This is a genomic window from Streptomyces camponoticapitis, assembly GCF_014646115.1.
Classification (GTDB): Bacteria; Actinomycetota; Actinomycetes; order Streptomycetales; family Streptomycetaceae; genus Streptomyces; species Streptomyces camponoticapitis.
The window spans coordinates 516,179-540,017 of the sequence record NZ_BMMV01000001.1 but is presented as its reverse complement, the minus strand read 5'-3'; the positions used below and the strand labels follow the sequence as shown (position 1 = coordinate 540,017).

27 protein-coding genes and 1 pseudogene are annotated in these 23,839 nt (G+C 69.0%); 12 read left to right on the top strand and 16 right to left on the bottom strand.

Going from position 1 to position 23,839, the window contains the following annotated elements:
* Position 1 precedes the first annotated feature (1 nt).
* The 5 genes from IEY79_RS02305 (at position 2) to IEY79_RS02285 (ending at position 4,047) form a co-directional block, all read left to right on the top strand.
* Positions 2 to 943, top strand: coding sequence for an ATP-binding cassette domain-containing protein (locus IEY79_RS02305; RefSeq protein WP_189105520.1), 942 nt, complete (start codon positions 2 to 4; stop codon positions 941 to 943).
* On the top strand, positions 940 to 1,773 hold the full coding sequence (locus tag IEY79_RS02300) for an ABC transporter permease (RefSeq protein WP_189105519.1): 834 nt from the start codon (positions 940 to 942) through the stop codon (positions 1,771 to 1,773). The genes IEY79_RS02305 and IEY79_RS02300 overlap by 4 nt, the downstream gene beginning before the upstream one ends.
* A gap of 530 nt (positions 1,774 to 2,303) precedes the next feature.
* A complete protein-coding gene (locus IEY79_RS02295; RefSeq protein WP_189105518.1) occupies positions 2,304 to 3,002 on the top strand; it encodes a dual OB domain-containing protein in 699 nt (232 codons plus the stop codon).
* Positions 2,999 to 3,613 carry a DUF488 domain-containing protein gene (locus tag IEY79_RS02290; RefSeq protein ID WP_189105517.1) on the top strand — a complete coding sequence of 205 codons (615 nt, stop codon included), beginning with the start codon at positions 2,999 to 3,001 and terminating at the stop codon, positions 3,611 to 3,613. Before IEY79_RS02295 ends, IEY79_RS02290 begins: the two co-directional genes overlap by 4 nt.
* Positions 3,610 to 4,047 carry a DUF488 domain-containing protein gene (locus IEY79_RS02285; protein WP_189105516.1) on the top strand — a complete coding sequence of 146 codons (438 nt, stop codon included), beginning with the start codon at positions 3,610 to 3,612 and terminating at the stop codon, positions 4,045 to 4,047. Before IEY79_RS02290 ends, IEY79_RS02285 begins: the two co-directional genes overlap by 4 nt.
* 109 nt (positions 4,048 to 4,156) lie before the next feature.
* Here IEY79_RS02285 and IEY79_RS02280 read toward each other — a convergent pair whose 3' ends face one another.
* Both IEY79_RS02280 and IEY79_RS02275 read right to left on the bottom strand, forming a co-directional pair.
* A complete protein-coding gene (locus IEY79_RS02280; RefSeq protein ID WP_189105515.1) occupies positions 4,157 to 4,687 on the bottom strand; it encodes an NUDIX domain-containing protein in 531 nt (176 codons plus the stop codon).
* Between the two features lies 1 nt (position 4,688).
* Positions 4,689 to 6,044 carry an NsdA family TPR-like regulatory protein gene (locus tag IEY79_RS02275; RefSeq protein ID WP_189105514.1) on the bottom strand — a complete coding sequence of 452 codons (1,356 nt, stop codon included), beginning with the start codon at positions 6,042 to 6,044 and terminating at the stop codon, positions 4,689 to 4,691.
* Between the two features lie 220 nt (positions 6,045 to 6,264).
* On the opposite strand from IEY79_RS02275, the gene IEY79_RS02270 reads away from it, so the two are divergent.
* The 4 genes and pseudogenes from IEY79_RS02270 to IEY79_RS37180 all read left to right on the top strand — a co-directional run bounded on the left by IEY79_RS02270 (position 6,265) and on the right by IEY79_RS37180 (position 9,093).
* The gene (locus tag IEY79_RS02270) at positions 6,265 to 7,014 is read left to right on the top strand and encodes a hypothetical protein (protein WP_189105513.1); all 750 of its coding nucleotides are present in this window, start codon (positions 6,265 to 6,267) and stop codon (positions 7,012 to 7,014) included.
* 78 nt (positions 7,015 to 7,092) lie between these two features.
* Positions 7,093 to 8,004: a phosphotransferase family protein gene (locus tag IEY79_RS02265; RefSeq protein ID WP_189105512.1), complete on the top strand. Its 912-nt coding sequence runs from the start codon at positions 7,093 to 7,095 to the stop codon at positions 8,002 to 8,004.
* A gap of 1 nt (position 8,005) precedes the next feature.
* On the top strand, positions 8,006 to 8,698 hold the full coding sequence (locus IEY79_RS02260) for a class I SAM-dependent methyltransferase (RefSeq protein ID WP_189105511.1): 693 nt from the start codon (positions 8,006 to 8,008) through the stop codon (positions 8,696 to 8,698).
* Positions 8,699 to 8,734: 36 nt separating this feature from the next.
* Positions 8,735 to 9,093: pseudogene (locus IEY79_RS37180) on the top strand (hypothetical protein).
* Between the two features lie 92 nt (positions 9,094 to 9,185).
* Here the strand turns inward: IEY79_RS37180 and sodN are convergent.
* The gene (sodN, locus tag IEY79_RS02255; protein ID WP_189105510.1) at positions 9,186 to 9,581 is read right to left on the bottom strand and encodes a superoxide dismutase, Ni; all 396 of its coding nucleotides are present in this window, start codon (positions 9,579 to 9,581) and stop codon (positions 9,186 to 9,188) included.
* A 151-nt stretch (positions 9,582 to 9,732) separates the two neighbouring features.
* Here sodN and sodX point away from each other — a divergent pair, with 151 nt between their 5' ends.
* The gene (gene sodX / locus IEY79_RS02250) at positions 9,733 to 10,152 is read left to right on the top strand and encodes a nickel-type superoxide dismutase maturation protease (protein ID WP_189105509.1); all 420 of its coding nucleotides are present in this window, start codon (positions 9,733 to 9,735) and stop codon (positions 10,150 to 10,152) included.
* Here the strand turns inward: sodX and IEY79_RS02245 are convergent.
* Positions 10,056 to 10,685, bottom strand: a complete 630-nt coding sequence (locus IEY79_RS02245; RefSeq protein WP_189105508.1) for a CGNR zinc finger domain-containing protein — start codon at positions 10,683 to 10,685, stop codon at positions 10,056 to 10,058. The two genes, sodX and IEY79_RS02245, sit on opposite strands and share 97 nt — an antisense overlap.
* A gap of 80 nt (positions 10,686 to 10,765) precedes the next feature.
* Here IEY79_RS02245 and IEY79_RS02240 point away from each other — a divergent pair, with 80 nt between their 5' ends.
* Complete coding sequence (locus tag IEY79_RS02240) at positions 10,766 to 11,578, top strand: class I SAM-dependent methyltransferase (protein ID WP_189105507.1); 813 nt, start codon at positions 10,766 to 10,768, stop codon at positions 11,576 to 11,578.
* An 82-nt stretch (positions 11,579 to 11,660) separates the two neighbouring features.
* Here the strand turns inward: IEY79_RS02240 and IEY79_RS02235 are convergent, their stop codons facing one another.
* Genes IEY79_RS02235 through IEY79_RS02225 form a run of 3 tightly spaced genes read right to left on the bottom strand, consistent with a single transcriptional unit; the run spans position 11,661 to position 14,402 of the window.
* The gene (locus IEY79_RS02235) at positions 11,661 to 12,413 is read right to left on the bottom strand and encodes an amino acid ABC transporter ATP-binding protein (RefSeq protein ID WP_189105632.1); all 753 of its coding nucleotides are present in this window, start codon (positions 12,411 to 12,413) and stop codon (positions 11,661 to 11,663) included.
* Positions 12,414 to 12,463: 50 nt separating this feature from the next.
* Entirely contained in the window at positions 12,464 to 13,411 is a 948-nt protein-coding gene (locus tag IEY79_RS02230) for an amino acid ABC transporter permease (protein ID WP_189105506.1), read from the bottom strand.
* A gap of 28 nt (positions 13,412 to 13,439) precedes the next feature.
* Positions 13,440 to 14,402 (bottom strand): ABC transporter substrate-binding protein, encoded by a 963-nt coding sequence (locus IEY79_RS02225; RefSeq protein ID WP_189105505.1) that lies wholly within the window; start codon positions 14,400 to 14,402, stop codon positions 13,440 to 13,442.
* A 526-nt stretch (positions 14,403 to 14,928) separates the two neighbouring features.
* On the opposite strand from IEY79_RS02225, the gene IEY79_RS02220 reads away from it, so the two are divergent.
* Positions 14,929 to 16,182, top strand: coding sequence for an NAD(P)-dependent malic enzyme (locus IEY79_RS02220; protein WP_189105504.1), 1,254 nt, complete (start codon positions 14,929 to 14,931; stop codon positions 16,180 to 16,182).
* Between the two features lie 505 nt (positions 16,183 to 16,687).
* Here IEY79_RS02220 and IEY79_RS02215 read toward each other — a convergent pair.
* The 9 genes from IEY79_RS02215 to IEY79_RS02175 form a co-directional block, all read right to left on the bottom strand.
* Positions 16,688 to 17,239, bottom strand: coding sequence for a Clp protease N-terminal domain-containing protein (locus IEY79_RS02215; protein ID WP_189105503.1), 552 nt, complete (start codon positions 17,237 to 17,239; stop codon positions 16,688 to 16,690).
* A complete protein-coding gene (locus tag IEY79_RS02210) occupies positions 17,239 to 17,448 on the bottom strand; it encodes a helix-turn-helix domain-containing protein (RefSeq protein WP_189105502.1) in 210 nt (69 codons plus the stop codon). The genes IEY79_RS02215 and IEY79_RS02210 overlap by 1 nt, the downstream gene beginning before the upstream one ends.
* Positions 17,449 to 17,479: 31 nt before the next feature.
* Positions 17,480 to 17,833 (bottom strand): hypothetical protein, encoded by a 354-nt coding sequence (locus tag IEY79_RS02205; protein WP_189105501.1) that lies wholly within the window; start codon positions 17,831 to 17,833, stop codon positions 17,480 to 17,482.
* Positions 17,834 to 17,841: 8 nt separating this feature from the next.
* Complete coding sequence (locus IEY79_RS02200) at positions 17,842 to 18,804, bottom strand: zinc-binding dehydrogenase (RefSeq protein ID WP_189105500.1); 963 nt, start codon at positions 18,802 to 18,804, stop codon at positions 17,842 to 17,844.
* Between the two features lie 127 nt (positions 18,805 to 18,931).
* A complete protein-coding gene (locus tag IEY79_RS02195; protein ID WP_189105499.1) occupies positions 18,932 to 20,488 on the bottom strand; it encodes an alkaline phosphatase D family protein in 1,557 nt (518 codons plus the stop codon).
* On the bottom strand, positions 20,485 to 21,069 hold the full coding sequence (locus tag IEY79_RS02190; protein WP_189105498.1) for a phosphoesterase: 585 nt from the start codon (positions 21,067 to 21,069) through the stop codon (positions 20,485 to 20,487). Before IEY79_RS02190 ends, IEY79_RS02195 begins: the two co-directional genes overlap by 4 nt.
* 123 nt (positions 21,070 to 21,192) lie before the next feature.
* The gene (locus IEY79_RS02185) at positions 21,193 to 21,750 is read right to left on the bottom strand and encodes a dihydrofolate reductase family protein (protein ID WP_189105497.1); all 558 of its coding nucleotides are present in this window, start codon (positions 21,748 to 21,750) and stop codon (positions 21,193 to 21,195) included.
* A gap of 135 nt (positions 21,751 to 21,885) precedes the next feature.
* Complete coding sequence (locus IEY79_RS02180; RefSeq protein WP_189105496.1) at positions 21,886 to 22,851, bottom strand: PadR family transcriptional regulator; 966 nt, start codon at positions 22,849 to 22,851, stop codon at positions 21,886 to 21,888.
* A gap of 1 nt (position 22,852) precedes the next feature.
* Complete coding sequence (locus IEY79_RS02175) at positions 22,853 to 23,809, bottom strand: DUF4097 family beta strand repeat-containing protein (protein WP_189105495.1); 957 nt, start codon at positions 23,807 to 23,809, stop codon at positions 22,853 to 22,855.
* Between the last annotated feature and the right edge of the window lie 30 nt (positions 23,810 to 23,839).

The window sequence follows — 23,839 nt, the reverse complement described above, 5'->3', positions numbered from 1 at the left end:
GGTGATCGAAGTCAACGAACTGACCAAACGCTACGGCGGGACCACCGCCGTGAAGGACCTCAGCTTCACCGTCCGCCCGGGGCTCGTCACCGGGTTCCTCGGACCCAACGGCGCGGGCAAGAGCACCACTCTGCGCCTGATCCTCGGCCTCAACGAGCCCAGCGGCGGATCGGTCACCGTCGACGGCCGTCCCTTCCGGGACCGCCCGCGCGGGCTGCGCCATGTCGGCGCGCTGCTCGACGCGGGCGACGTGCACGGCGGGCGCACCGCCGCCGCGCACCTCGCGGCGCTGGCCCGCGGCAACCGCATCCCGCGCTCCCGGGTGGACGAGGTACTGGCGGAGGTCGGGCTCACCGGGGCGGCCCGGCGCCGGATCGGCGGGTTCTCGCTCGGGATGAAGCAGCGGCTCGGCATCGCGGGCACGCTGCTCGGCGATCCCCCGGTGCTGCTGTTCGACGAGCCGCTGAACGGACTGGACCCGGAGGGGGTGAAATGGGTACGGGGGCTGTTCCGGCGGCTGGCCGTCGAGGGCCGCACCGTCTTCGTCTCCAGCCATCTGATGACGGAGATGGAGAGCACGGCGGACGAGTTGGTCGTCATCGGCCGGGGCGAGCTGATCGCCGCGGAGAGCCTGGCGGACTTCGCGGCCCGTGGTACGCGGTCGAGCGTGAGCGTACGCACCCGGCAGGGCGCCGAGCTGACGGACCTGCTGACGGCCGAGGGCGCGGACGTACGACCGGTGGGCGGCGACGGGCAGGGTGAACTGCTCACCGTCACCGGGCTGAGCAGCGAGCGCGTCGCCGAACTCGCCTTCCGACACCGGATCATGCTGGGCGAGTTGACCACCGGCCGGTCCTCCCTGGAGGAGGCGTTCATGGAACTCACCGCCGACAGCATCGAGTACGGCGCGCGGACCGCGCGGGAACCGGGAGCGAACCGATGACCATTGCCGCGGCCACCGAACCCGCCGCCCGCTTCCGTGATCTCCTGGCCTCCGAGTGGCTCAAACTCTGGTCACTGCGCTCGACGCTGTGGGCGTATGCGATCGGCACGCTGGTCGTCGTCGGCTTCACCGTGGGCGCCACGTACGACCGTCACCGCTACTGGAACGAGAACGGCCCCGTCGACCGCACCGATTTCGTCGCCGACGGGATCGCGCTCATGTACGCGTACACCACCAACGCGGGCCTGATCATGATGCTCGCCGCGGGTGCCATCGGGGCCGTCGCGATCACCGGCGAGTACAGCACCGGGCTGATCCGTACGACATTCGCCGCCGTCCCGGCACGCCGTTCGCTGATGGCGGCCAAGGTGTGTGTGCTCACGGCGGTCATGACGATGTTCGGCGCGGTGGCCGCAGCCCTCTCCTTCTGGCTGTCCCAGGCGATCCTGGCGCGCCACGACGCGGGCGTGTCCATCACGGACCCGGGCTCCCTGCGGGTGTTCGCGGCCTCGACACTGCTCGCGCCGGTGTGCGGGCTCGTCGGCATGGCCATCGGGACGGTCCTGCGGCACGGCGGGGCGACCGTGGTCACGGTCGTGGTGGTCCTGCTGGTCGCGCCGCTGGTCCTCTCCGAGGACCGCCACTGGCCCGCCGTCGTGAACCACGCGCTGCCCAGCAGCGCCTGGCTCCGCCTGGTCGACATGCGCTACGACCCCGGGAGCGGGATCCCCTTCCCGTGGACGGTGGGCGGGGCGTGGACGGTGTTCGCGCTCTGGGCGCTGGCCGCGTCGGCCGCGACGATGCTCGCACCGCACCGCCGCGACCAGTGACCATCCGGAAAAACGACCACACCCGGTCCGTCGTGCGGGCCGGGTGCGGGCGGTCGTGCCGGTGGGAGGCGTGGGCTCTCTACGGAAGCTCCTCGGCGGCGTCGCTCCCCTGCCGAACTGATCAGCGCGTCGGCAGGCCTGCCGTGGTAGCCGACCTCACACAGTTGCCGTCCACGGTCGCCGTCTGTGCGCGCACTAGCCGGCGGACCGATTGGCTCGGCGGGCAGGGGTGGCCTGACCTGACGGGCCGCCAGGAGCCGGGCATCACGTCGCTATGCCGAAGTATCGGTCGGTTCCCCAGTCGGCCGACTGCCCTTTGTGGCGTCAGCCAGTCGGCCTGGGGGGTGAAGCGCACCACGACCTGGTTTGAACATTGCCCTTGCTGGAACGGCGGACGGGTGTCGCACCCCAGTCGTAGGCTCTTGCATGACTCGCGGATCTTGTAATCGATTGCGCTCGCGTTGCTCCGTGTAGGTGCGCTGCGCTTCCGTCCGCAGGGAGCCGACGCATCAGATTTGGGGGAGGTACTCATGGCACTGATAAAGACGCTCGTGTGTCTGGCAAATTCCCGCAAGCTTTCGGGTCGTTGTGTGGCAGGAATGGTAGACGATGATTCAAGAGAGTGGGTACGTCCGGTTAGTTCCCGCCCGAAAGGCGAAGTCTCCGATCGCGAAAGGAAGTATGAAGATGGAACGGATCCGAATGTTCTCGATATTATCTCGGTGCCGCTTATTAGGCCTCAGCCGAACGACTTCCAGAGTGAGAATTGGCTACTTGACCCCGCTTGTTATTGGAAGAAGAACGGCAGGCTAGGGTGGAGAGGATTACTGAGCCTGGAACAGCAACCCAGTGCACTGTGGGTCAACGGGTTCAGTACCTATCACGGAAATGATGACCGCCTCCCGATTGAAGAAGCAGTCACCCTGTCGGACTCGCTCAAGCTGATACGCATCACCAACCTTAGGTTACAAGTACACCTCCCTGGGGCGGCGTTCGGAGATCAGAAGCGGGTCCTGCGTGCCCACTTCTCTTATGCGGGACATGAATATATACTCCGGGTGACCGATCCCGTATATGAGCAGGCGTATCTGGCTAAGCCGGAAGGGATGTACGAACTTGGGGAATCATTCTTTACGGTGAGTCTCGGCGAACCGTATGAAGGCTATGTCTATAAATTAGTGGCAGCCATTATCGAACGAGCGAAGATTCAAGCAGGTAGCAGGCGATGACACCTCATACAGTATTCACTGTCGGTCACTCCACGCACAGTAGCTCAGGATTTCTGAGCCTGCTGCAGAAGCATGGGATCACGGCGATTGCCGACGTGCGGTCGATGCCCGTCAGTCGATTCACGCCCCAGTTCAACCGATATGCCGTGGAGCGAACCCTTTCCAGCGTCGATATCAAGTACGTCTTCCTGGGAAAAGAACTGGGCGCGCGGCCCGAAGACCTCACCTGCTATGTGGACGGACAGGTGCGGTACGAGCTTCTTGCCCGGACCTCGAATTTCGTCAGCGGCATCAATCGCCTGCGGAACGGTTCGCAGAGCGAGCGAATCGCTGTCATGTGCACTGAGCAGGAACCACTCGACTGCCATCGTTGCGTGCTTGTCGCGCGAGCCCTCGAGGCGGACGGAATCGCCGTCCAGCACATTCATGGCGACGGGCACGTCGAGAACCATTCCTCAGCAATGCGACGTCTGATGACTAATTTTGGGCTGGATCAGGAAGATCTTTTCCGGACCTCGGCCGAGCGCCTCCAAGAAGCTCTCGACCGCCAGGAACAACGGATCGCGTATGTTAATGAGCAGCTTCGCGTCGACGGGACACCGGAAAGATGAAACTTTACACCATCGGTTTCACGAAGAAGTCCGCCGAAAAGTTCTTCGGGCTATTGCGTGAAGCTGGAGTTTCAGGGCTGGTCGATGTTCGACTCAACAATGTGTCGCAACTGTCCGGTTTCGCTAAGCGAGATGATCTGAGGTACTTCCTGGGTGAGATTTGCGGTGCGCAGTACGCCCATCGTGTCGAACTGGCCCCGACCAAGGACATGCTCGACGCCTACAAGAAGCGAGATGTCGGCTGGGCGCCCTATGAGGAACAATTCCTCGAATTGATGAAGGCTCGTCGGATTGAGGACATCTTCCGGCGGGAAGCGCTCGACAACACAGTCCTGCTCTGCAGTGAGGACAATGCGCGGCATTGCCACCGCCGGCTTGTCGCGGAATATCTCGCACAGCAGTGGGATGACGTCACAATCGAGCACCTGGCGTGAGCGGCTGTGCCGCGGTCAAGAGCCGCCCTCTAAGCACGGTCGTCTGAGTCGACTGCGCCTGCGCCGCTCTCTCTTCGATGGCGTGGTGACCGCAAGACGGCTGCTATCGCTACCGCCAACCGTCGAGGGAGACCTGCGGGCCTCCCGCGAGGTACCGGTGCAGGGCGCTTCCGGTGGTGCCCACGAAGTCCTCGGGGATGGCGTCGGTATCGACCCAGCAAACCTGTGCGTGCTTGCGGGGTTCACGGTTTTCGAGTTCACCGGTCCATTCGTGGGCGGCGAAGACGACGGTGAGGAAGCCGTTGGGGGCCTCCACGCCCCAGGCGCCGTGGATGATGTGGGCGACCTTCAAGGATTCCGGCTTCACTGTCAGGCCGGTCTCTTCGTGCAACTCGCGGACGGCCGTTTCGGTGATCGGTTCGCCGGGGTCGCTCTTGCCGACGGGGAGATCCCACATGCCTTGGGCGAACTTGGCGTGTTCGCTGCGTTGGAGAAGGACCACGCGGTTCGTGGCCTTGTCGTGGACGATGACGGCGGCGACCAGCAGGGTCATGGATTCAAGTGCCGGCTTGAGCGCTTTCGGCTGGTCGTCGGTCTGCTGGGCCACGGGGTTCCCTTCGTCGGGCGGGTTGTTGGGCATGTTAGGCGAGGGCTTCGCGGGCTCGGCGCGCGAGATCGGCCGCGCCGGGGACGCCGCGGCGCTGGTAGACCGCGAGGGTGGAGCGGATCGAGGTGATCGCCTTGCGGGTGCGGTCGGAGGTCATGCCCTCCATGAGGACCAGGGCCTGGGCCCAAGCGGCGACGGCTTCGTCGGCTCGGGTCTGGGCGGCGAGGCTGTCACCGAGGTCGGCGTGGGTGAGGGCGTGGACGCGTTTGTACTTCGCAGGGTCCCAGCGGGTGAGGGCGTGGCGGTGTTGTTGTTCGGTGCCGCTGTGGTCGGCGAGGTCGGTCAGGGTGCGTGCGGTGTGGCTTGCCACGGTGCCGGCGGCGGGCCCGCTGACGCGGGAGTAGCTGGGCTGTGGGCGGTCGTTCCGTAGAAGCGCGTCTTCGGCGGCGAGTAGGGCACGTGAGGCCAAGGGGTGCTCGTTGACGGCCGCGTAGGCACGGGCGTGCGTGATGTGGAGGAGGGCTTCGGTCTGGCCGTCGACGTGGCCGAGACCTGTGCGGAGGGCACCTTCGACGAGGTCTACGCAGTGGTGGGGTTGCTTGAGGCTGAGGGACTGGTGGGCGAGGGCGCGCATCATCCAGGCTGCGTGGCCGTGGGGGTCGGCTTCGCAGGCGAGTTGGTAGCCGACCTGGTAGTAGCGCTGGGCGGCACCTTCCTGACCGAGGTCGTGGTGTTTCCACCCGGCGAGATAGGCGAGTTCGGCGACGGCGCCGAAGGCGGCCTGGCGTAACACTTCGCTGGGGAAGCGTCCGCGCAGCATGGGAGCGGCGGTGTCGGCGAGGTACGCGGTGACGGTGGTCAGACCGTGGCCGCCGCCGAGGCGTTCGTCGGCGGCGCTGAAGGCCGCGGTGATCTGGCGTACGACGTCCACGTCCTCCCCGCCGACCAGGGACGTGCCGGTACGCGCACGGAGCATGCGGGCGGTGGACTCTTGGTCGTGGCTGAGCGGCATCGCGACGCCGGCGGTGGTGAAGGTCGCGATGGCGAGGAAGCGACGGCGCTCGACGTCGGCCCGGCCCAGGTCGGTGACGGCGAAGACAGGGTCGGACTCCGCCTGCTGTTCGGCTTCGCCGGCACAGAGGCCGATCTCGGTCCGGGTGATCGTGCGTCCCGCTCGCCGGGACAGTGCTTCGGCGAGGTAATGGCCTACCCGACCCGAAGGGGCACGGGCGCCGTTTACCCAATGAGAGATGGCCGACTTGTTGGTCTGGAGGATCTCGCCGTTCTCAGCGGCGATGCGCCGCACGTCTCGGGCAAGGGCTTCGTAGGTGCAGTTGGCCGCGTCGATGACGTCGCGTAGACGGGAGTTGGGCTCTCTCTGCGCCGCCACGATCGCCTCTCCCGGAGCTGTAAACCGCGTATACCGCTTCAACTGCCTTCCACCGTACCCACAGAGCGTGACCACCGTTTCACTTATCAGCAACCGCCCGGAACGGCGCGACCGTGATCCAGGCTCCCCTTGGACCGGGCGGCACCTCGAAGTTCCGTACGCCCATGCCGGGCTCGGGCATTCCTGTGCCCGAACCCGGCCGATCAGAGACGGAGACACGGTGACCACCATCGACACCACGGCCATCACGGTCGAACTGCCCGAGGCGTTCGACCCGCGCTGGAGCCGTCTGCCCGGCATCCAGGTCGACGGCCGGCGCATCACCATCGACCCGACCGAGTACTTCTTCCGCTTCGAGTCGAACACCTGGCTCGTCGCCGACTGGGAGCTGGTCACGACCCGGCTCCTGGACGTGGACGAGACGAATGAGAGCGCGGTCGAGCAGCTCGCGCTCGACTTCATCAAGAACCACGGCGAGTCCACCTCCGACGCGGCCCGGGTACTGACCACCGCGTACGAGGTGTACGCGTACCTCTTCCGCGATGAACACCTGGCCGGTCTCGGCCTGTCGCAGATCACCGCCGACCACCTGCGGATGCTCCGCGAGGCGGCCACACTCATGGCGCTCAACAAGGTCGAGGTGGACGGGCGCATCTCCAATGTCGGCCCGTGCTGGTTCTTCCCCGCCGCCACTTCCGTCGTTTTCGACCTGGACGGTGAGATGGGCGGGATGCTCGACGAGGTCTACCACGGCGGCTGGTTCAACGAGCACCGCCGGATCGAGTCCATCAAGGCCCACACGGCGCTCGGCGGCCGCCTCGTGCACGGCTGCCAGTCCGTGCCGGACCAAACCGGCGGCGTCGTCGCCCCCTACGGTGCCTCGATGGCGAAGTTCCGTGACGACCTCGCCGAGTTCAAGGCGAGTTGGATCGAGCAGGTCTACGCCCACCGCGTGAACCCCTCCGCGTAACCCCACCCGATCAGGCTCCGGGGCGGGCCTGCATCCCTCACCCTCCCCGGACGCCACCACCCCTCCCCGGAGCCCCACGTGACCACGAACCCCAGCGCCGAACTCCTCGACAACCTGCTCACCGCGACGGGCCAGACCACCGCCGTACGGGAGGAGGTACGCGTGTGGTCCATGTCCGGCGTCGAGCGCGTCACCTTCCCCGACCGCACCACAGCCATCTTCAAATACGCCAAGAAGCCCTTCGACAGCGAGGACCAGGCCCTCCGCCTGGCCCACACCCTCGGCGTCCCCGTCCCCAAGGTCCACGCCTCCGCCGTCCTGGACGGCTGGCTCGGAATGCTCATGGACGACCTCGGCCCCAGCGTCCGCGAGGCCGATGACCTCGACGGCGTCGCCGCGGCTGTGGTCCTGCACAGCACCCGTACGGCTTCCGCCTTGCCGGTCCTCGACCAGGAGCGGCTGAGTACGCTGCCTGCCCGAGCGCTGGAGCATCTCGAACGGCTGCGCAAGGCCGACCGATGGCAGGACACCGACGACGTCGAGGACGCGCTCGACCGGATCACCCAGGCCGCCGACGCCCGTTCGGCTGGGGCGACGCTGGGACCGTTCGGTTGGGTGCACTCCGAGTTCCACCCCACCAGCCTCCACATCGGCAAGCACGGGTGGCGATTGCTGGACTTCGCCCGGGCCTTCACCGGCCCCGGCCTGCTCGACCTCGCCAGCTGGCACGGAACCATCGAACCCCCGCACCCCGTGCGCCTGCGCGTTTTCCTGGACCAGTACGTCACCGCCGGCGGCACCCCCGACGCCCTCGTCCCGCGCGGCGGGCTGGCCGCGGAGAACTGGGCTCTGGGCTGGCACCGCATGTGGGCCGTCGAGTGGTTCATGGAGCAGTCCATCCGTTGGATCAACGACGCGTCCACCGATCCCGCCTACATCAAGGCGGTCCGCCGACACCTCAACGACGTCCTCCACCTCCTGGAGATCTGACGTGATCACCCAGGACTCCCCGTGGCACGCCCTCGCCCTCCAGCGCACCGCCGCCGAACTCGCCGGACCCCTCGCCGTAACTGCGCGCATGCAATGGACCACGAGGCCCGGCCTCGGACCGGGAGCAGACATCCTCGGCCCCGACCTGCGCGGCAAGCGACTCCTGGAACTCGGCTGCGGCTCCGGCCACAACTCCGCCCACCTCGCCACCGGCCACGGCGCCAGTGTCACCGGCGTCGACCTCGTCGGCCTCCAGGTGCGCCGGGCCCGCTCCCACTACGGACGGCTGAACAACCTCACCTTCGTCACCGGCCACGCCCTGCATTACCTGCAAGCCTCCGCCGAGCGGTTCGACGCGATCTACTCCGTCTTCGGCGCCGTCGGGCTCATCGCTCCCGAGGCTCTGCTGCCGGTCATCGCGGCGCACCTCAGGCCTGGCCGGATGCTTGCGTTCTCTGTCCCCCACGCGCGGCGATGCGGCCGAAGCCCCTGCGCTGACGACCGGCCGCGCCGTGCCTTCGTCGCTCTCGCCGACCGCACCCGACTGCCCATTTCCCGCTGCGAGTTCGATACGGATCGCTTGGAGAAACACCTCAGGACCGCGGGCTTCTGGCTCATCTCGGCCCAGGAGCTCCACAACTCCCGCTTGGACCCCTGGCCCACCACCCTGCTGATCCGCGCCCGCAAGCTCTGACAGCCGCCCTCGCTCCCGGCACACCCTGTAGGACCGATGCGCCTGCCCTACCTGCTCCTCGACGTCGACAGCGTCCTCGTACCCTTCCCTGACGACAACGGGGTCACCTCGGCCGCACACGCTTGCCACGACGTCGTCCCCGCCGGCGGCAACGCCGACAACCCAATCACCGTCTGGCTCAACCCCGACCACGGCGGCCTGCTCATGGATGTGATCCGTACGGGCCTGGTTGCCCCTGTCTGGTGCACCTCGACCACACATGGGCGGCAGAGCGTACGGCGAGGGGCGGGGCGACTCTCCTGGTTCAGCCCGATCCCCACGTCGGGTTGCTGGCCGAGCACCTGGCTGAGGTTTTGGCGTGGTCGAGGAAGGCCGCACGCGAGTCCCGCTCGTAACCGGCCCTCGGTGAAAAAAACGACCGCACCCGGTCCGTCGTGCGGGCCGGGTGCGGGCGGTCGTGCCGGTGGGAGAAAGAGCTGACCTGGGGTCAGGCCTTCTTCGTCTCCCAGAAGATCTTGTCGACCTGGGCGATGTAGTCCAGCGCCTTCTGGCCCGTCGCCGGGTCCTTCGACGCCTTCGCGGCCGACAGGGCCTTCAGGGTGTCGTTGATCAGCTGGTGCAGCTCCGGGTACTTCTCGAAGTGCGGGGGCTTGAAGTAGTCGCTCCACAGCACCGAGACGTGGTGCTTCGCGAGCTCGGCGCGCTGTTCCTTGATGACCGTGGCGCGGGCCTGGAAGTGCGCGTCGTCGTTACCCGCCATCTTCTCCTGGACGGCCTTGACCGACTCGGCTTCGATGCGGGCCTGGGCGGGGTCGTACACGCCGCAGGGAAGGTCGCAGTGGGCGCTGACCTTCACCTTGGGGGCAAACAGGCGGGAGAGCATTGAGCTGTCCTTCCTCGTGATCGTCTTCTCAGGTGGGACATTACTCCGTGAGAAGCCGGATTTCGCGTGTGCCCCCTAGGGCTTAGGACAAAAGTCCGGGGTCGGATCGGGACCGGACGGCGGAACGTACCGTGGAACCGGGAGGTGCGGGATGACGGAGCACGGGCGTGAGCCGAGGGCGCTGTTGGGGATCGCGGAGGTGTCGGGACCGTCCATGTATCCCACCCTCAAGCAGGGCGATCAGCTGCTGGTGCACTACCGGGCGCCGGTCAAGGCGGGGGACATCGCCGTGCTGAAACATCCCCTCCAGCAGGATCTGCTCATCGTGAAGCGGCTGGTCCAGCGGCGCGAGGACGGGTGGTGGGTGCTCGGGGACAATCCCGGGGCCGAGGGGGACAGCCGGGTGTTCGGCACCGTGCCCGGCGAGCTGGTGCTCGGCCGGGTCCGGGCCCGTTACCGGCCGCGCGACCGGGATCAGCGGTCCCTGGCCGGGGTGCTCGCGTGGGCCTTCTCGGCGCTGCGGCCCGTGCTGTCGGACCGTTCCGTCTCCAGGCGTTTACGGGCCCGGTAGGCCGCCACATTGGCGCGGGTCGCGCAGCGGTCCGAGCAGTAGCGGCGTGAGCGGTTGGTGGAGGTGTCGAGGTAGGCGTTACGGCACGGTGCGGCCTGGCACAGGCCGAGGCGGTCCACGCCGTACTCCGTCAGATGGAACGCCAGGCCCATCGCGGCGATCGCCGCGAACCCCGCGGTCGCGTTCGACGGGTGCTCGGCCAGGTGCATGTGCCAGCGCGGACGGCCCTCGTCGTCGAGGAAGTCGTGGCCCGAGATCTGCGGGCTGACGGGGAACTCCAGCAGCAGCGAGTTCAGCAGGTCGACGGCGTGAGTCGCCTCGCCCGCGTCGGCCGCCGCGAACACCCCGCGCAGCCGGCCGCGTACGGAACGGAAGCGGGTGACGTCCGCGTCCGTGGCCCGGCGCGAGGCCTGGGTGGACCCGCCGAAGAGGGCGCGGACGGCTTCGACCGAGGTCAGCGTGTCCGTACCCCGGGCCGGCTCCTCGGTGTTGACCAGGCGTACGGCGTAGTCCGAGTAAGAGGCCAGTTCCACTTGTAGTCCTTACGGCAGCGGTCTAGGGTCGGCGTAATAGCTGGTCTTGGTCATAGGGTATTACGGAGCGGAGGGTTCCGATGGTGGACACGGGGACGGGCGTGGGGACGGGCGCGGGCAGCGCCGTCGGCGGGGCGCCCGCCGTGGGACGGGCCGGATGGCGCGCCTGGCAGGACAGCTGGGACCGCCAGCAGGAGTGGTACATGCCCGACCGCGAGGAGCGTTTCCGGGTGATGCTCGACATGGTCGAGGCGCTGGTGGGGCGTGAACCGAGGGTGCTCGACCTCGCGTGCGGTACGGGAAGCATCAGCGACCGGCTGTTCCAGCGGTTCCCGGCGGCCACCAGCACCGGCGTCGACCTCGACCCGGCGCTGCTCGCCATCGCCGGCGGCTACTTCGCCGGCGACACCCGTCTGACCCTGGTGCGGGCCGACCTCAAGGACCCCGACTGGACGGCGAAGCTGCCGTACGACTCGTACGACGCCGTCCTCACCGCCACCGCGCTGCACTGGCTCCACAGCGAACCGCTGGCCGTGCTGTACGGGCAGATCGCCGGCCTCGTCCGGCCCGGTGGCGTCTTCATGAACGCCGACCGTATGAAGGACGCGAGCACGCCCCGTATCAACGAGGCCGAGCGCGCCCATCGGCACCGGGAGATGGACCGCGCCAAGGAAGCGGGCGCCCTGGACTGGGCCGAATGGTGGAATCTCGCAGCCGAGGACCCCGTGCTCGCCGGGCCGACCGCCGAGCGGTTCGTGATCTACGGAGAGCACGCGGACGGTGACACGCCCTCCGCCGAGTGGCACGCGCGGACGCTGATGGACGCGGGCTTCGGGGAGGCGCGGGCGGTCTGGTCCTCGCCGTCGGACTCGCTGGTCCTGGCGCTGAAGTAGCCGGGCGGGGCAGCGCGGAGGGGTGTTACGGACCTTCGCCGGTAACACCCCTCCGTCACACCCCTCGGCCGCGCCCGCGCGACTACAGCACCTTCGACAGGAACGACTTCGTCCGATCGTGCTGCGGATTCGTCAGCACCTCGCGCGGATGGCCCGACTCCACGACCACCCCGTCGTCCATGAACACCAGCGCGTCGCCGACCTCGCGGGCGAAGCCCATCTCGTGCGTCACCACGATCATCGTCATGCCGTCCTCGGCGAGATCGCGCATCACGTCCAGCACGTCGCCCACCAGCTCCGGGTCGAGCGCCGACGTCGGCTCGTCGAAGAGCATCAGCTTCGGCTCCATCGCCAGCGCGCGGGCGATGGCCACGCGCTGCTGCTGGCCGCCGGAGAGCTGGGACGGATAGCCGCCCGCCTTGTCGGCGAGCCCCACCCGGTCCAGGAGCTTCTCGGCCCGCGCCCTCGCGACCGCCTTCGTCTCACGGCGCACCTGCATCGGTGCCTCCATGATGTTCTCGATGGCCGTCATGTGCGGGAAGAGGTTGAAGCGCTGGAAGACCATGCCGATGTCCCGCCGCTTCAGGGCGACTTCGGCGTCCCTCAGCTCGTACAGCTTGTCGCCCTTCTGGCGGTAGCCGACCAGCTCGCCGTCGACGTAGAGGCGACCGGCGTTGACCTGCTCCAGATGGTTGATGCAGCGCAGGAAGGTCGACTTGCCGGACCCGGAGGGCCCGATCAGACAGAAGACCTCACGCGGCGCGACCTCCAGGTCGATGCCCTTCAGTACGTGCGCCGGGCCGAAGGACTTGTGCACGCCCTCGGCCTTCACCATCGCTGTCGCGCCGTTCGCCGTGTTCCCGTCTCTCGTCTTCGCGATGGTGGTCATGCGGTGCCTCCGTTCGGGCGGCCCAGGGACAGCAGATTGGCCTTGACCTTCTGGAACGGGGTCTGCGGCAGGCTCCGTAGCGAGCCACGCGCGTAGTGCCGCTCCAGGTAGTACTGACCGATGCTCAGGATCGAGGTCATCAGCAGGTACCAGGCGGCGGCGAGGAACAGCATCTCGACCGGGGCGCCGGACGTCTGTCCGATGTCCTGCGCGTATCTCAGCAACTCGTAGAACTGCACGGTCGCCACCAACGACGTCGTCTTCAGCATGTTGATGACTTCGTTGCCGGTCGGCGGCACGATCACCCGCATCGCCTGCGGGATGACGATGCGCCGCAGCGTCTTGGCGTGGCTCATGCCCAGCGCGTGCGACGCCTCCGTCTGGCCCTCGTCGACCGAGAGCAGACCGGCGCGGCAGATCTCCGCCATGTACGCGGCCTCGTTGAGGCCGAGGCCGAGCAGCGCCGTCAGGAACGGCGTCATGAAGCTGGCCCAGTAGTCCTTGTAGATCGGGCCGAGGTTGATGTACTCGAAGACCAGCCCCAGGTTGAACCAGACCATCAGCTGGACGAGGACCGGCGTACCCCGGAAGAACCAGATGTACGACCAGGCGATGGACGACATCACCGGGTTCTTCGACAGCCGCATCACCGCGAGGACGATGCCGCCGACCACACCGATGGCCATCGACAGGACCGTCAGGATCATCGTCTGGCCGACACCCTTGAGGATGCGGTCGTCGAAGAAGTAGTCGGGGACGGCGCCCCAGTTGATCTTTCCCTGGGAGAACGCGTAGATGATCGTCGCGAGCAGCGCGAGCGCGACGACCGCGCTCACGTACCGCCCGTAATGCCGGACCGGGATGGCCTTGATGGCCTCCGGTCCGGCGGGTCCCGATGGTGGAGCGTCGGAGGGACCGTCCGACTTCGATATCTCAACAGACACGGATGCTGCCTTTCGGAGCCGGGCGCGATCAGGTGCCGGCGTTGATCGTGGCTTCCTTGACCGCGCCGGCATCGACGCCCCACTTCGCGATGATCTTGTCGTACTCGCCGTTGGCGATGATCGCGTCGAGCGCGGCCTTCAGCGCCTTGCTCAGGTCGTCGTTGCCCTTGGCGACCGCGATGCCGTACGGGGCGGCCTCGATCTGCTCGCCGACGAGCTGGAAGTCGTTGCCGCCGCCCGAGGTCTTCACCGCGTACGCCGCGACCGGGAAGTCCGACGAGCCGGCGTCGGCGCCGCCGGCGCGCAGCCGCGTCTGGGCCTGCTGGTCGTTGTCGAACGGCTCGATGGCGATGGCCTTCTTGCCGCCGTCCGTGCACTTCGTCGACTCGGCCTTCGCCAGGTCGTGCGAGACGGTGCCGCGCTGGACGACCATCTTCTTGCCGCAGAGGTCCGACCAGGCCGCGATGCCCTTGTCGTCGCCCTTCTTGGTGTAGATCGAGACACCGGCGGTGAAGTAGTCGACGAAGTCGACACCCTCGCCGACCTTCTTGCCGGTCTCGGAGTCCACGCCGTCCTGGCGGGCCTTGGTGTCGGTCATGGCCGACATGGCTATGTCGTAGCGCTTGGAGCGCAGACCCGTGAGAAGCGTGTCGAACGTGCCGTTCTCGAACTCGAACTTCACGCCGAGCTGCTTGCCGAGCGCGTCGGCGATGTCCGGGTCGATACCGACGGTCTTGCCGGCGTCGTCCTTGAACTCGACCGGCGGGTACGCGATGTCGGAACCCACCTTGATGACACCCTTGTCCGCGATCGCCTTCGGCAGCTGATCGGCCAGCGGGGCGCTCTTCGTGGAGGCGGCGGGGTCCTTCTTGTCGCCTTCGGTCTGGTCGCCACAGGCGGTCAGCAGCAGCGCGCCGGCGACCGCGATCGCGCCGACCGCGGCGATCCGGGACTTCCCGGCGGTGGTACGACTGGTGAAGCTGGCGGTCATGATGAGGATCCTCCGGCGGACGAGGGAATTACCACGCGGTGGGCACGCGTCATCGAGTGTCGCGACCGTGTGTGATTGATTAGGGCATCTTGCCATTCGGACTGGACCGTTCAGGGGCCCCGTCATGTCAAAATCGGATAACGGGTGACCCCCGTGTACCGGCAGACCGGCGGATCAAGACCGGACCATCTACTGGAGTGCCTTCTTCCGGCCGGACAATCTCCGGTCCGTCCCCTCCCTCCGGGCGGTTTCGTGTCGTGCAGCGGATGTGTCCTGAAACTCCGCTATGAGTCATGTCACCGCTTGTAGAAGGAGTCGTGGACGTCCGGCCCGTCCGGTATGAAGGACACCGACACCCCTCATCCGGGGCTCAGGGCGCGTGTGCGGTGCGCCCGGCGCGTATGTACCTCCTCCTGTTCGGCCTCCCGACCGCCGATAACAGGTCATGTACGCGGTGCCCGCCCACCCCTCCGTAACCCAGGAGTGGACACCCTCAACTGATGAAGAGACTTAAGGGGTCAAGAACATGGCAGCGGAGATCGTGAATCCTCGCAGCGAGAGCGAAAGCGAAAGCGTCCGGGACGTCGTCGGTGACGGTGACGGCGTCGCCGACGACGTCACGGACGAGCCCTTCGATCCGGCCTTCGCGCTGCACCGCGGCGGGAAGATGGCCATTCAGGCCACCGTGCCCGTTCGGGACAAGGACGACCTGTCCCTCGCATACACGCCGGGCGTCGCCAAGGTGTGCACGGCGATCGCGGAGAACCCGGAACTGGTCCACGACTACACCTGGAAGTCGCAGGTCGTCGCAGTCGTGACAGACGGGACCGCGGTCCTCGGCCTCGGCGACATCGGCCCGGAGGCGTCGCTCCCCGTGATGGAGGGGAAGGCGATCCTCTTCAAGCAGTTCGGCGGTGTCGACGCGGTGCCGCTGGCGCTGGCCACGACCGACACCGACGAGATCATCGACACCGTCGTGCGGCTCGCGCCTTCCTTCGGCGGGGTCAACCTGGAGGACATCTCGGCGCCGCGCTGCTTCGAGATCGAGCGCCGCCTCCAGGAGCGGCTCGACATCCCCGTCTTCCACGACGACCAGCACGGCACGGCCGTCGTCACGCTGGCCGCCCTGCGGAACGCGGCGAAGCTCACCGGGCGCACGCTCGGCGAACTGCGCGCCGTCATCTCCGGGGCGGGCGCGGCGGGGGTCGCCATCGCGAAGTTCCTGCTGGCGGCGGGGATCGGCGACGTGTCGGTCGCCGACCGCAAGGGCATCGTCAGCCCCGACCGCGACGACCTGACCGACGTCAAGCGCGAGCTGGCCGAGATCACGAACCACGGGGGCCTCTCGGGGTCGCTGGAGGCCGCGCTCTCGGGCGCGGACGTCTTCATCGGCGTCTCCGGCGGTACGGTCCCGGAGCCGGCGATCGCGTCGATGGCGCCCGGGGCGTTCGTCTTCGCCATGGCCAACCCGAACCCGGAGGTCCACCCGGACATCGCGCACCAGTACGCGGCGGTGGTGGCGACGGGGCGCAGCGACTACCCGAACCAGATCAACAACGTGCTGGCGTTCCCCGGGATCTTCGCGGGCGCGCTCCAGGTGCGGGCGTCACGCATCACGGAGGGCATGAAGATCGCGGCGGCGAACGCGCTGGCGGACGTGGTCGGTGACGAGCTGTCGGCTGACTACGTGATCCCGTCCCCGTTCGACGAGCGGGTGGCCCCGGCGGTGACGTCGGCGGTCGCGGCGGCGGCGCGGGCGGAGGGGGTCGCGCGGCGGTAACCCTCCTGCCGGGCCGCCTCCCGCCTCCCCCGGCGGGGGGCGGCCCTGACGGGGCCGGGTCGGCCTCAAGCGCCGGCCGGGCTGGGGGTGGTCGCCGTCGTGTCCGGGTGCCGCTCCGGGGTCATGCCCGGACGGCGTGATTTACGCCGCGTGCAACGTTCGTTGGACCCGGGGGAACCAGCAGGTCCACGCGGCACAAATCAGCCCAAGTGTCCGGACACGACCCCTGCGTCCCCTTCCATCCCGCGGGCCCGGAGTGACGGGGGGCTTGTGCGGATCCCCCACTGGCGTGAGGGGGGCGGGGTCGTAGGAGGGGTGTGTTCGGACACTTGGGCTGATTTGTGGCGCGGGAACAAGAACGTCTCCTCGGGTCCAACGAGCGGTGCGCGCGCCGTAAATCACGCCGTCCGGACATACCCCTCCGGAGGCCCCGAACCCCGCCCCCCGGGCACCGGCAGCAACCAAGACCCAACAACCGCGCCGGACGGCGACACCGGGCCGGACGCTACCCCGCTGCCCCGAACAGCGCCCGCTCCACCGCCCCGTACGTCCCCCCGTGGTCCGCGAGCACGTCCGACACCACCCCCGGCCGCGCCGTCAGCGCGAGCAGGATGTGGCCGTCGGTGATCTCCTTGTCGCCGCGTCCCAGCGCGACCCGCAGGGACTGCTCCAGCGCCTTCTTCGCCTCGGGCGCGAACTTCTTGTGCGACGTCCACCCCCGCTTCGCCGTCCCGCCGACCCCCATCGCGCCCGGGCCGTGCGCCTCCTCGACCTTCGAGACGATCTGCCCGACGTCGATCCCGATCTCGGCGAGCGCCGCCGCGTCGGCGGACGACATGCCGCCCCGCCTGCGCGCGTCCGCCAGCCCCGCCTCCACGGAGGCGCGCTGGTCAAGGATGCCGAGCGAGGCGAAGGCGAACGCCGATCGCGTCCCTTCCGAGTCCAGCAGCGCGAGCAGCATGTGCTCGTCGGTGACCTGGGGCGACGCCGTGCGTTCGGCCTGGGCGACGGCGCCCGTCACCACGGCGCGCGCGCCCTTCGTGAACCGTTCGAACATCACTGCCTCCCGTACTTCTTGTGTACCGCCTGCCTGCTGACACCGAGCTGGGTCGCGATCTCCTGCCACGACCAGCCCTGGTTCCGTGCGCTGCGCACCTGGACGGCTTCGAGCTGTTCGAGCAGCCGCCGCAGCGCGGCGACCGCTCGCAGCCCGACGCGGGGATCGCGGTCGCCCGCCCGTTCGGCGAGATCCGTTGCATCGGTCATGGTGTCAATTTACGTTGACAAGCGAGCCATGTCAACCGAGATTGACATCTCGGCCGCGCAGCCGCCGCGCCCAGCGCCGAAGTACGGAACGTCGGCGGGCAGGAGGCCGGGGGCCCGAACGCCCGGACGGGTCAAGGCCGTCGGCGGGCCGGCGGGCCGGATCGTCGGGGGAGGGCAGCGGGATCCGCAGCTCGGCCCGTGCCTGGATCTCGTAGTGCGCCTCGTGCGCGGTCACCCGGAACGCCTCGTCGTACGAGGCCATGGCCGCGGTGATGGCCGCGCCCGCGCTGCCCCGTCTCCGGACGAGCAGCGCGAGCCAACCGAAGAAGCCCATGACCGCGGCGAGACAGCCGACGACCAGCAGCAACGGCAGCAGCGCGGTCATGGCACCCCTCAGCGGGTCAGCACGATCTTGCCGAACAGATCGCCGTCGGTCATCCGCTCGAAGCCCTCGCGTGCGCGGTCCAGCGGCAGGACGGTGTCGATCACCGGACGGATGCCCGTCGTCGTACAGAAGGACAGCAGGTCCTCCAGTTCGTCCTTGGTGCCCATCGTCGAGCCGACGATCCTCAGCTCCAGGAAGAAGATCCGGGTCAGCTCGGCGTGCGAGGGGCGGTCGCCGCTCGTGGCGCCGGAGATCACCAGCGTGCCGCCGGGCCGAAGGGACTTGACCGAGTGCGACCAGGTCGCGGCGCCGACCGTCTCCAGGACGGCGTCCACCCGGTGCGGCAGCCGAGCGCCGGGCTCGAACGCCTCGGTGGCGCCCAGCTCGACGGCGCGCTTGCGCTTGGCCTCGTCGCGGCTGGTGGCGTACACCCGCATCCCGGCAGCCTTCCCGAGGACGATCGCCGCGGTCGCGACACCGCCGCCCGCGCCCTGGACGAGGACGGAATCCCCGGGCCGTACACCGGCGTTGGTGAACAGCATCCGGTACGCGGTCAGCCAGGCGGTCGGCAGACAGGCGGCCTCTTCGAAGCTCAGCGCCGCGGGCTTGGGCAGCAGATTCCAGGTGGGGACGGAGACCTGCTCGGCGAAGGTGCCCTGGTGGCGCTCGGTGAGGATCGAGCGGGGCTCGCGGGGGCCGACGCCGTGGCCGGTCTGTCCGACGACGGAGTGGATGACGACCTCGTTGCCCTCCTCGTCGATCCCGGCGGCGTCGCAGCCGAGGATCATGGGCAAGCGGTCCTCCGTGATCCCGACCCCGCGCAGGGTCCAGAGGTCGTGGTGGTTGAGCGAGGCGGCTTTCACGGTCACGGTGGACCAGCCGGGGCGCGGCTCCGGAGCCGGGCGGTCGCCCAGTTCAAGGCCGTTGATGGGCTGGTCGCGGTCGATGCGGGCTGCGTAGGCGGCGAACATGGCCTCGACCCTAGACGAGTCGGTCCGAAGTGGCGTCTGCCAGGAGGCGCTCTCCTGGCCCGCGCCGCGGGCGTAGGACGCCACTTCGAACCGGCCCGTCCGGCTCCGGGCCGCGGGGACGTGGCGGTCAGTCCCTGCGGTACTGCGCGGGCGACGACTTCGTCGCCGGGTCCTCGTACGCGCCCGCCGTGCCCCGGTCCACATGGAAGGTGGTCAGGGTGGAGACGGGGGAGGCCGGGTCGCGGCGGTCGTCGATGACCCGCATATGGGTGGTGAAACGTTCCGGCGTGACCTCGTACACGTCGTAGCCGTAGTGGTTGCCCTCGAAGTACTGGAGGTGCGGGTTGGCCGCGCCCATCAGCGGACCGTTGGTGGCGTTCCACTGCGCGTCGTACGCGCCGGAAGTGACCGAGTGCGCGGTGAACTCCGTTCCGACGACGGGCGATTCGGTGTTGTCGAAGTCCGGCCGGATGTCGTCGACGAACGCGGAGTGCCAGTCGCCGGTGAGGACCACGAGGTCTTCGAGGCCGCTGGTGCGTACGTGCTCCAGCACCTCCTTGCGCTCGCCGAGGAAGCCGTCCCACTGGTCGGTGAACATGAAGCCGCCACCGGGGCGGCCGCGCAGCTGGCTGAGCATGATCGAGTTGGCCCAGATGTGCCAGCTGTCGGGCGCGCGGTCGACGGTCTTCTTCAGCCAGGCCTTCTGGTCGGCGCCCAGGATGGTGCCGTCGGGGAGGTTCTGCGCGGAGCGGTACTGCCGCAGGTCGAGTACGGCCAGCTCCAGCAGGTCGCCCCAGCGGCGCACCCGGTGGATGTCGATGTCCGGCAGCACGGACTCGCCCGCGCCGCGGTGCGGCTGGTGCTCGTACCACGCCTGGTACGCGGCGGCCCTGCGCCGCATGAACGGGGCGCCGCCGCCCGTACCGCTGTAGTCGTTGGACACCTCGTGGTCGTCCCAGGTGAGGAACCACGGGTGGGCGGCGTGTGCCTCGCGCAGCGACGGGTCGCCCTTGTAGAGGGCGTGGCGTACCCGGTAGTCCCGCAGCGTGAGGATCTCCGGGCCGTTGTGGTCACGGATGTCGCTGCCCTCGGGGCCGTACTCGTATATGTAGTCACCGAGGTGGATGACGAAGTCCAGGTCCTCGCGCGCGATTCCGCGCAGCGCGGCGTAGTGGCCGGACGGGTAGCTCTGGCAGTTGGCGGTGGCGAAGCGGGCGGAGCGGACACGGCCGGCGGGCGCGGTACGGGTCCGACCCAGGCGGCTCGTCCTGCCGAGCGCGGTGAAGGCGTAGTAGTACGTACGGCCGGGGCGCAGCCCGCCCACCGGTACGTGCACGCTGTGCGCCAGGGTCGCGGACGCGGGGACGGTGCCGCGCGCGACGACGCGGCGCAGGGCGCGGTCCTCGGCGACGACCCAGCGGACGTCGACGACCTCGTCGAGCTTCTGCTCGCCCGGCTCGGCGAACGGCTCGGGCGCGAGGCGCGTCCAGAGCACGACGCCGGTGGGCTGCGGGTCGCCGGACGCGACGCCGAGCGTGAACGGCGCCTTGTCGTACGTCGATCCGAGCGCCTCGGCGGCCTCGCGCGCCTGCGCGGGCGAGAGTCCGGCGGTCAGGGGCCAGACCGCGTTGAGCGCGCCCGCGGCGCCGGCGGCCTTGAGCAGATCACGTCTGTTGAGAGTCACGAGTGCCTTCCCGAAGCAGTCAGCCGGAGTGAGATCCCGTCCGCGTAGCCGTCGTTCGACGTGCCCCCGCCACTGCGGGTGAACGACAGCTGTACGTGGGCGGACCGGGCGCCCGGCGGTACGGCGGCCTCGGCACTGCGCTCCACCAGGGCGGTGACGTTGCCGCGTTCGGCGGCGCTGACGGGGCCGAGGACGGAGAGCGCGAGGGGGGTCCCGGCGCGGTCCCGGAACTCGACGGACAGCCTGGCCCCGTCCTCCTGCCCGGCGTACCCGCCGAGCCAGCCGCTCAGCACGTACCGGACGCGTCCGGCGTCGACGGCACGGTGCCCGGTGGCTCCGCCGGCGGGCAGGTCCGCCTCCTGTACGAGTGTGGTGAGGGGGCTGTTCCCCCCGGAGAAGAACCGCGCCCCGGCCGCTGCGCCGCCCGGACCGGGATCCGCGGGCGTGGGGTACCCGCCCCCGACGTCGTACCCGACGAGCGCGGGCGCGCCCTGCCGTACGGTCCAGCCGACGACTCGCCCGACGGGCTCGGCGGTTCCTCCCGGCCCCTTCTCGGCGTCACCGTTGACAAGCAGATTCACTAGCGCCTCCTGGTTGGGATTCGACGGCGCGAGGATCCCACCAGGTGCGGGTGAATGGGCGGGGTTGGTTGGGTTGCGTTTGTCGGTGGGGTGCGGTTCGTCGCCCCGGTACCCGCCCGCGGGTCAGCGGGTCCGGTAGCGCGCGTAGATCAGTCCGCTGTCGAAGGCACGCTCCTCGACGAGTTCGAGATCGAGGCGCACGCCGTCGGGGAAGAACCGCTTGCCGCCGCCGACCACGCTCGTGGTGATGAACAGGTGGTACTCGTCCACGAGCCCGGCCGCGATCGCCTGGGCCGCGAGGTTCGGGCCGTCGACGGTGAGGTCGTGATCGGCCTCGGCCTTGAGCCTGCGCACCGCGTCGGGGTCGAAGGCCCGCTCGATCCGGGTCTTCGCGCTGGACACCGACTCAAGCGTCGTGGAGTACACGACCTTCTCAGCGGCCTGCCAGTCGCGGGCGTACTGCAGGATGTGCGGCGGCTGTTCGGGCTCGGTGTGCGCGGTCTCCCAGTAGACCATCGTCTCGTACATGCGCCGGCCGTAGAGGTACGTGCCGACGGGCCGGAAGAGGTCGTTGACGAAGGTATGCACCTCCTGGTCCTCGGCCCCGGTACCGAGGTCCCCCTCCACGGCCTCGGCGTAGCCGTCGAGCGAGGTGATCATCGAGTAGATGAGCTTGGCCATGAGTCTCCCTCGGGTACGGCCGCGCGGGTCCGCGCGGCCGTCCCGCAGACTCTGACCTCCGCGCGGCCCGGAACTCATCGATCGACTGCCCGGCCGGTCCCGTCAACCATCGGATCCCGGGCGAAACGCACCCCGTTACGCCGGAGGCTTTCGCAGCAGGGCTCCGATGTGGGCCGCCGCCGTCGACAAGTGGGTGCGGGCCTCCGCGAGTTGGGCCTCCGTCACTCCGTGGTCGCGGGCCGCGTCGCGGACGTCGTCGCGGAAGCGGTCCAGCAGGCGGTCCAGGTCGCGGGCCGGATCTCCCGTCTGCGGGGTGTCCCGTGCCCAGCCGGGGTCGGTGTCCGCCGGGTCCGGTTTGACGTACGGGGGCCATGCGGAGCCCTTCGCCAGACCCCCGAGCTGCGTGGACAGTTCGGACAGGCCCTCCCGTACGCCCGTCGGCCAGTCGCCGCGCGAGAAGTGGCCCTGGACCTGGTCCTGGACCTGCTTGGCGATGCGCAGCATCTCCTGGCGGGCCGTCTCCTGGGCCTCCTTCGCCTGGCGGCGCGCCTGTTGCGCGTCCTCGCGTGCCCGGCGGGACTCGTCCTTCGCGCGGCGGGCCTGTTCCTTCCACTCCTGCTTCGCGCGGCGCAGCTCCTCCTTCGCCGCGCGCCAGGACTCGCCGTCCCCGGGCGCGTTCTCCCGGTCGGAGGCGCCGCCCGCCGGCGTGCCCGCCGACGCGGACGCCGCCGCCGCGCGCATCTCGTTGCGCAGCTGGCCCGCCGCGCCCCGTACGTCGTCGCGGATCTCCGCCGCGAGTTCGGAGACGGACTCGCGGATCTCCAGCTCCAGGTCGGCCAGTTCACCGCTGCGGCCCGCCAACTCCTCGCGGCCCGCCTCGGTGATCGAGTAGACCTTGCGGCCGCCCTCGGTGGCGTGCGTGACCAGGCCCTCGGCCTCCAGTTTGGACAGCCGCGGGTAGACCGTGCCGGCGGAGGGCGCGTACAGGCCCTGGAAGCGCTCCTCCAGCAGCCGGATCACCTCGTACCCGTGGCGCGGCGCCTCGTCGAGCAGCTTGAGCAGATAGAGGCGGAGGCGGCCGTGGGCGAAGACCGGGGGCATGTCAGAGCTCCTTCTTGTCGGCCGGCGTCGCGTCGTCGGCGACGGCGTCCAGGGGTGCGGCGTCCACGGGTGCGGCGTCCGTCGGCGGGGGATCCGCGGGTGCCGGGGGGCCCGAGTCGTACGGTTCCTTCGCCGGCCTCCGCAGGAGGGCGATCGAACCGGACACCGTAGCCGCCCTGAGCTGCCCCGTACCCGATCCGAGCGTGCCGGTGATCTTCTTCGAGCCCCAGTGTCCACCGACGCGCAGATCGTCGAACGCGTTGGAGACCGAACCGCTCGTCGTGTTCGCCTCGACCGTCGCGTCCGCCGGGTGCGGCAGCCTGATGGCGACCTCGCCCGAGACCGTGTTGACCTTGATGTCGGTGGGTTTGCCGGCGGACTCCAGGTCGATGGCCATGTCGCCGCTGATGGTCTCGGCCCGTACGGAGGATCCTCCGCAGTCCACGACGGTCAGATCACCGGAGACCGAGTTGAAGCGGAGGTCGCCGGTGACCGCCTGGGCCTCGACGTTCCCGGTGACGGTCTCCGCGCGGACCCGGCCGGCGAGGCGGACGAGGGTGGTGTCCCCGTGAACACCGCGTATGTCCGTACGCCCCCTGATCCCGGAGATCACGGCGCCCGCGCCGACGACGCCGACCTCGACGCTCGCCGTCGCCGAGACCCTGAGGGAGACGACGGCGCGGCGCCGGTGGCCCTTGGGGTCGAGCCAGCTGAGGAAGTTCTGCCAGGGCAGGTCCTCGTAGGCGATGGTGAGCGTGCTGCCCGTGCGGGTCACGATCAGGGGCGGGCCCTGGATCTCGGAGATCTCCAGACGCGCGCCGCCCTGTTCTGCCAGGACGGTCTCGTCGATGCCGACGACATTGACGGTGCCGTTCGCGATGCGCACGCTGAGCGCCGTCACGGGGTCGTCGAACGTCAGCTTCTTCGGCTCGCTGACTTGCCACGTCGACTCTGCCATGGTGCTGACTCCCCTGGGCCGGCCACGACG